Raw genomic sequence first — 5,939 nt, 5'->3', positions numbered from 1 at the left:
GCCCGGGCGCCCGCCCTGTTGCAGCGCCCATAGCTCGACCCGCTTTCCCCGCACCCGCACGTCGCCCAGCGGGACGAAGAACGCGTAGGTGAACGATGCGCGCGCGAGATCGCCGCGCTCGCTCGCTGTCCGAACGATCGCATAGCAATGGAACACGCCGTAGTTGGTGATCCTGTACCAGCTGACGTCGTCATCGCCGCCCGAATCGCCGGGGCGATAGAGCCAATCGCCGAACCCGACCCGGCTGGAGCAACCGAAATCGCCGTCGTCGCCGATGAACGAGGTCGGCCATTTCGTATCGCCGTCGCCGAACAGCGGAACATCGGCGTGGATCAGGTCGCCGCGGAGGTCCGGGGGCACCTGCGCGAACGCGCCAGTGGGTGCGCCCAGCGCCAGCAGCGACATCAGGATGGTTCGCCACGCGCCCATAACGCCCCGTACCATGTCGCGCCGATCGGACCGTCACGGAATCGCCCGGCCACCCTGTCCGGCCGCGCCACCGCCTGCTGGCGCTGGCCCCCGGCGCAGGATAGATACCGCGCCGACTGAACGGGGGTTGGCATGGGGGCGACGCAGACGGACCGGATCCTGACGCTCGACGCGGTGCGCGGCGTCGCGGTGATGGGCATCCTGCTGATGAACATCGTCGCGTTCGGGCTGATCGAGCCGGCCTATATGAACCCTCGCGCGCAAGGCGGCGCGAGCGGCGCCGACCTGGCGGTCTATCTGGTCAATTTCGTGCTGTTCGACGGCAAGATGCGCGGGTTGTTCAGTTTCCTGTTCGGCGCGTCGACATTGCTGGTGATCGACCGCGCGACCGCGAAGGGCGAAAACCCGGCGCGGGTGCACTATGCGCGGATGATCTGGCTGCTGGCGTTCGGGCTGGCGCACCTGTGGCTGCTGTGGTGGGGCGACATCCTGAACCATTATGCGCTGGTCGGTATGATCGCCTTTTTCTTCCGCCGGATGCCGGTGCGGCGGATGATCGCGATCGGGGGGCTGCTGATCCTGTTCCAGACGCTGGTGCTGGCGACGCTGCCCACCGCGATCTGGACGATGAGCCACGGGTTGGGCGACATGTCCGCGACGGCGCGCGCGGCGACGCTGGCCGGGTTCGACCGCGATTTCGGCGTTCCGCCCGCCGCCTGGATCGCCGAACGGATGGCGCTGTATCGCGGCGGCTATGCCACGCTGACCGCCGCGCGGTTTCACGAACAGGCATGGGCACCGATCAACACGCTGATCTTCGTCGGTCCCGAAACGCTGGCCTATATGCTGTTCGGCATGGCCGGGCTGAAAAGCGGGATGTTGAGCGGCGCATGGCCGCGCGCGCGCTATCGCACATGGCTGACGATCGGCTTCGGCATCGGCATTCCGGCCTATCTGGCGATCGCGGCGTTCATGGTGGCGTTCGACTTTTCTACCTTTGCGGTGGTCGCCGGGGTGCTGGTGGCGGCGACGCCGTTCCGCCCGGCGATGATCGTCGGCTGGGCATGCCTGATCATCCTGACGATCCGCCCCGGCGGCGCGCTGACCGCGCGGATCGCGGCGGCCGGACGGATGGCGTTCACCAACTATCTGGTGACCAGCCTGATCTGCACCACGATCTTCTACGGCTATGGGCTGGGATGGTTCGGCGCGCTGTCCCGCGCGGAACTCTATCTGGTGGTGGCGGCGGTCTGGGCCGGGATGCTGCTGTGGTCGAAGCCGTGGCTGGAGCGATTCCGCTACGGGCCGTTCGAATGGGGATGGCGCAGCCTGGCCCGATTCGCGTTCCAGCCGATGCGCGGGGGCGCGCTGGCCGGCGGATGACCGCCGGCGGCCACATGCTATCGCGACCCGTCCGCAATAGCTGTTGCGAATCCGTCGCAGTATCGCTACCTCAGGGGTTCAGCGAGCGGGGTTCCGATGGTTGTTTGCGTGTGCAATGCGATTCGTGAGCGGGACGTACGGCAGGCGGCGCGTGACGGCGCGGTGAGCGCCTGCCAGGCGTATCGTGCGCTGGGATGCCAGGCGAAATGCGGCCAGTGCGTGCCGTTTGCGCGAGCCATTATCGATCAGGAACGCGCTGCTGCGTAGCATTCGCACCCACAAAAAACCGCAGAAATCCGCCATTTTTTAGCTGTTCGCCGCCCGCGAACCAGCGTAGAATCGTGCCGCTCACGAATTGAAGGAAGCGGCCATGAAGGGCGACGCCAAAGTCATCGAATTTCTCAACGAGGCGCTCAGGAACGAGCTGACCGCGATCAACCAGTACTGGCTGCACTACCGGCTGTTCGACCATTGGGGCGTGAAGAAGCTCGCCGACTTCGAACGCCACGAATCGATCGACGAGATGAAGCACGCCGACCAGTTGTCGGAACGCATCCTGTTCCTCGACGGCCTGCCCAATTTCCAGCTGCTCGGGCGGTTGCGGATCGGCGAATCGATCGAGGAGGCGCTGCGCGGCGACCTCGAGCTGGAGCTGGAGGCGGTGACCCAGCTCAAGAACGCGATCGAATATTGCGAGAGCGTGCGCGATTACGTCAGCCGCGACCTGTTCAGCCACATCCTCGACAATGAGGAGGAGCATGTCGACACGCTGGAGCGCCAGTTCGACATGATCGAGCGGATGGGCTTGCAGAACTATATCCAGCTCAACGCCAAGAGCGAGGGTGAAGGATCGTAGGGGCGGATCGGACAGCCTCCGTCGCCGCATTCCCGGGCCCCGTTGGTCACCCCGGCCCCGCCTTCACCGCCGCTCAGTCGCGCTCGAATCCGCCGCCCGCCAGCAACGGCCTGCGCCCAAAGGCGGGGCGGCGCTCGACCAGCGGGTTGGTCTCGCGCTCCAGCAGTTCCAGCGTGCGCTGGAACACCGGGCGCAGATTGACGACGTGTTCGAGCGCCTGTTCGGGGGCGTCGTGCGTTTCGACGCATCCGCGCGCGATCACCTCGATCGTCTCCGCCAGAGTGCCGAGCAGCTCCGCCCCGAACTGGGTCGATTCGCCCTTCAGCGTGTGGGCGGGCAGCACCATCGCGGTGGCATCGCCGGCGCGCATCGCTTCCTCGATCCGGGCGACCGATTTCGCGCCGTCTTCCCGGAAATACCCCAGGATACGCACGAAATTCGCCCCAAGCTCTGCCCGAGCCTCGGCGAAGATCGTCCAGTCAATCAGTGCGTCGTCCGTCTCAGCGACCGTCATCAAGTGTCTCCGACGCTCCCTCGGCCAAAGGAGCACACGCCCCATTCTACGCCGTCGCGGTAAACAGGATATTGATTCACCCGCCCGCGTCGATGCGGAATCGCGCCGGGCCGTCGCTGTGCAGCGTCCGCCCCGCCAGCCGCGCCACCGCCGCCAGTTCGCCTGGCGCGGCGGGATCATCGGCCAGGATCGCCACCGCCGCGGCGGGATGATCGCGCAACGTCCGCGCCAGCCGGATCGCCGGCCAGGGACACCGCATCCCGCGCGCGTCGATCTCGATCATGCAGCGATCGCGATCATGCAGCGCCCGTGCGCGCGCCGGTCGCGGCGCGACCACGCATCTTAATCGTCCTTGCGGTCGAACGGGTTCTTTGGCGCGCGCATCGTCAGGCGCACCGGCACCGCGCCGAAATCGAATTCGCGCCGCATGCTGTTGACCAGATAGCGGCGGTAGCTCTCCGGGATCTGGTCGACCCGCGTGCCGAACAGCACGAAGCTGGGCGGGCGCGTCTTGACCTGGGTGACGTAGCGCGCCTTGATCCGCTTGCCGCCGGGTGCGGGCGGCGGATTGGCCTCCAGCGCGCGTTCGAACCAGCGATTGAGCTGGCCGGTCGACACGCGCCGCGACCACGCGTCGCGCGTTTCGAACGCGACCTTCATCAGCGTGTCGATACCCTTGCCCGTCGCGCCGGAGACGGTGAGCAGCGGCACGCCCTTGGCCTGCGCCAGCCCTTCCTCCAGCGCCGCCTTGACCCCGTTGAACAGGCTGCTGGCGTTTTCGGCGACGTCCCATTTGTTGAGCGCGATGATCAACGCGCGCCCTTCCTGCAATGCGCGGTCGGCGATCTTGAGGTCCTGAACCTCCAGACCCTTGGTCGCGTCGAGCAGCAGCACGACCACCTCGGCGAAGTCGATCGCGCGCAGCGCGTCCATCACCGACAGCTTTTCCAGCTTTTCCTGCACCCGCGCCTTTTTCCGCATCCCGGCGGTATCGATCAGCCGCACCGGGCGCGCGTCGCCGGCGGGATCGGTCCAGACCCAGTCGACCGCGATCGAGTCGCGGGTGATCCCCGCCTCCGGGCCGGTGATCAGGCGATCCTCGCCCAGGATGCGGTTGATCAGCGTCGACTTGCCGGCGTTGGGACGGCCGACGATCGCCAGCTTGAGCGGCGCGTCGGGGCTTTCGTCGTCCTCGGGCTGCCCATCGTCATCCTCGCGCTCGACATAGGGACGCAGCACGTCGAACAGGTCCACCACGCCTTCGCCATGTTCGGCGGAGAACGGAATCGGATCGCCGAAGCCGAGCGCCATCGCCTCGATCACCCCGCTCTCGCCCGCGCGACCCTCGGCCTTGTTGGCGACCAGCACCACCGGGGTGTCGGCGGCACGCAGCCAGCGGGCGATCTCCTCATCGAGCGGGACGATGCCGGCGCGCGCATCGACCATGAACAGCGCGACATCGGCGTCGGCGACCGCCGCCTCGGTCTGCGCGCGCATCCGGCCCGGCAGCGTCGCCGCATCCTCATCCTCGAACCCGGCGGTATCGACGATGCGGAATTCGAGGCCGAGCAGGCTGGCGTCGCCTTCGCGACGGTCGCGCGTCACACCCGGCTGATCGTCGACCAGCGCGAGGCGCTTGCCGACGAGGCGGTTGAACAGCGTCGACTTGCCGACATTGGGCCGGCCGATGATGACGACGGTAGGACTAGACATGATGCCCCCCTATCCGTTCGCCCCCCGATTGTCGAAGGGCGAACGCAGGGCGATCAACGATAGGCCGTCAGCGTGCCCTCGTCATTGAGCACGTAGAGCGTCGAATTGGCCACCGCGGCGGGCAGCGTGAACTTCCCCTTGGTCGCGATGTTCGACAGCACCGTGCCGTCGGTGGGCGACGCGGAGGTGATCGTGCCGCGCGAATTGACCAGCCACAGCTTGCCGCCCGCCAGCACCGGCCCGATCCAGCCGATCGGATCCTTCATCTTCTTTTCGTTGCGATAGCGCGGCAGCTGGCTGATCCAGCGGATCTTGCCGCTGGCGCGCGCCAGGCAGATCAGCCGCGCGTCGTCGGTGACGACGAAGATCCACTCGCCCGCCACCCACGGCGTCGAGATGCCGGCGAGATTCTGTTCCCACAGCCGCTGACCGCTGACGACCTCCAGCGCGACCATCCGGCCGCCCTGCCCGACCGCATAGGCGCGGCCCTGATCGATCACCGGCTCCGCGTCGATGTCCGACAGGCTGGACACAGAGGTGGAGATGCTGGTGCGCGACAGCGTGTCGGCCCACAGCGTGGTGCCGTTTTCATAGCGATAGGCGTTGAGTTCGCCCGACGAGAAGCCGGCAACCACCGTGCCCTGTGCCGCCGCCGGCGCAGCGACGCCGAACACGCCTTGCGTCTCCAGACTGCCCGACTGGGTCCATTCGACGTTGCCGTCGGCCTGGTTGAGCGCGAACAGCTGGTTATCCTGGCTGAGCGTGTAGACGTGGCCGTTGGCGAGCGTCGGCGCACCGCGCAGCGGCCCGCCCGGCTTGACCCGCCACTGGACCGCACCGGTCGCGGCGTCGAGCGCCACCACTTCGCCCAGGCCGTTGGTCGCGAAGACGCGCCCACCCTCGGCGCTGGCGCCGCCGCCGAAGCGGGCGCGCGCGTTTTCCTTGTTCGCCACCGTCGCGGTGTTCCACAGCGTCGCGCCGGTGTTGGCATCGAACGCGCGCACCGTGCCCGCAGTATCGACGAGGAACAGCTTGCCGCCGTCG

General features: G+C 67.4%; 7 protein-coding genes and 1 pseudogene. 3 read left to right on the top strand and 5 right to left on the bottom strand.

The genetic code is table 11. From position 1 onward, the window contains the following. A pseudogene (locus VNR91_RS09900) lies at positions 1 to 429 on the bottom strand (hypothetical protein); the annotation flags it as partial. 132 nt (positions 430 to 561) lie between these two features. On the opposite strand from VNR91_RS09900, the gene VNR91_RS09895 reads away from it, so the two are divergent. From VNR91_RS09895 to bfr, 3 genes are all read left to right on the top strand, one after another. Then, complete coding sequence (locus tag VNR91_RS09895; RefSeq protein WP_325490599.1) at positions 562 to 1,812, top strand: DUF418 domain-containing protein; 1,251 nt, start codon at positions 562 to 564, stop codon at positions 1,810 to 1,812. A 96-nt stretch (positions 1,813 to 1,908) separates the two neighbouring features. Next, positions 1,909 to 2,079, top strand: a complete 171-nt coding sequence (locus VNR91_RS09890; RefSeq protein WP_325490598.1) for a (2Fe-2S)-binding protein — start codon at positions 1,909 to 1,911, stop codon at positions 2,077 to 2,079. A gap of 103 nt (positions 2,080 to 2,182) precedes the next feature. Beyond that, complete coding sequence (gene bfr, locus VNR91_RS09885; protein ID WP_325490597.1) at positions 2,183 to 2,668, top strand: bacterioferritin; 486 nt, start codon at positions 2,183 to 2,185, stop codon at positions 2,666 to 2,668. Between the two features lie 73 nt (positions 2,669 to 2,741). Here bfr and VNR91_RS09880 read toward each other — a convergent pair whose 3' ends face one another. From VNR91_RS09880 to VNR91_RS09865, 4 genes are all read right to left on the bottom strand, one after another. Next, positions 2,742 to 3,182, bottom strand: coding sequence for an Hpt domain-containing protein (locus tag VNR91_RS09880; protein ID WP_325490596.1), 441 nt, complete (start codon positions 3,180 to 3,182; stop codon positions 2,742 to 2,744). A 76-nt stretch (positions 3,183 to 3,258) separates the two neighbouring features. Beyond that, on the bottom strand, positions 3,259 to 3,465 hold the full coding sequence (locus VNR91_RS09875) for a sulfurtransferase TusA family protein (protein WP_325490595.1): 207 nt from the start codon (positions 3,463 to 3,465) through the stop codon (positions 3,259 to 3,261). Positions 3,466 to 3,524: 59 nt separating this feature from the next. Continuing rightward, complete coding sequence (gene der, locus VNR91_RS09870; RefSeq protein ID WP_325490594.1) at positions 3,525 to 4,895, bottom strand: ribosome biogenesis GTPase Der; 1,371 nt, start codon at positions 4,893 to 4,895, stop codon at positions 3,525 to 3,527. 53 nt (positions 4,896 to 4,948) lie between these two features. After that, positions 4,949 to 5,939: PQQ-binding-like beta-propeller repeat protein (locus VNR91_RS09865; protein WP_325490593.1), on the bottom strand; the 991-nt coding region annotated here is incomplete at its 5' end.

The organism is Sphingomonas sp., from assembly GCF_035555815.1.
Taxonomy (GTDB): Bacteria; Pseudomonadota; Alphaproteobacteria; order Sphingomonadales; family Sphingomonadaceae; genus Sphingomonas.
This window is presented reverse-complemented; position numbering and strand designations above follow the sequence as displayed.

What these genes read in the sequence shown, in the direction of transcription:
- VNR91_RS09875 (WP_325490595.1), bottom strand. Translation starts at nt 3,465, where the DNA reads ATGATCGAGATCGACGCGCGCGGGATGCGGTGTCCCTGGCCGGCGATC.
- VNR91_RS09890 (WP_325490598.1), top strand. Translation starts at nt 1,909, where the DNA reads ATGGTTGTTTGCGTGTGCAATGCGATTCGTGAGCGGGACGTACGGCAG.
- VNR91_RS09880 (WP_325490596.1), bottom strand. Translation starts at nt 3,182, where the DNA reads ATGACGGTCGCTGAGACGGACGACGCACTGATTGACTGGACGATCTTC.
- der (WP_325490594.1), bottom strand. Translation starts at nt 4,895, where the DNA reads ATGTCTAGTCCTACCGTCGTCATCATCGGCCGGCCCAATGTCGGCAAG.
- bfr (WP_325490597.1), top strand. Translation starts at nt 2,183, where the DNA reads ATGAAGGGCGACGCCAAAGTCATCGAATTTCTCAACGAGGCGCTCAGG.
- VNR91_RS09895 (WP_325490599.1), top strand. Translation starts at nt 562, where the DNA reads ATGGGGGCGACGCAGACGGACCGGATCCTGACGCTCGACGCGGTGCGC.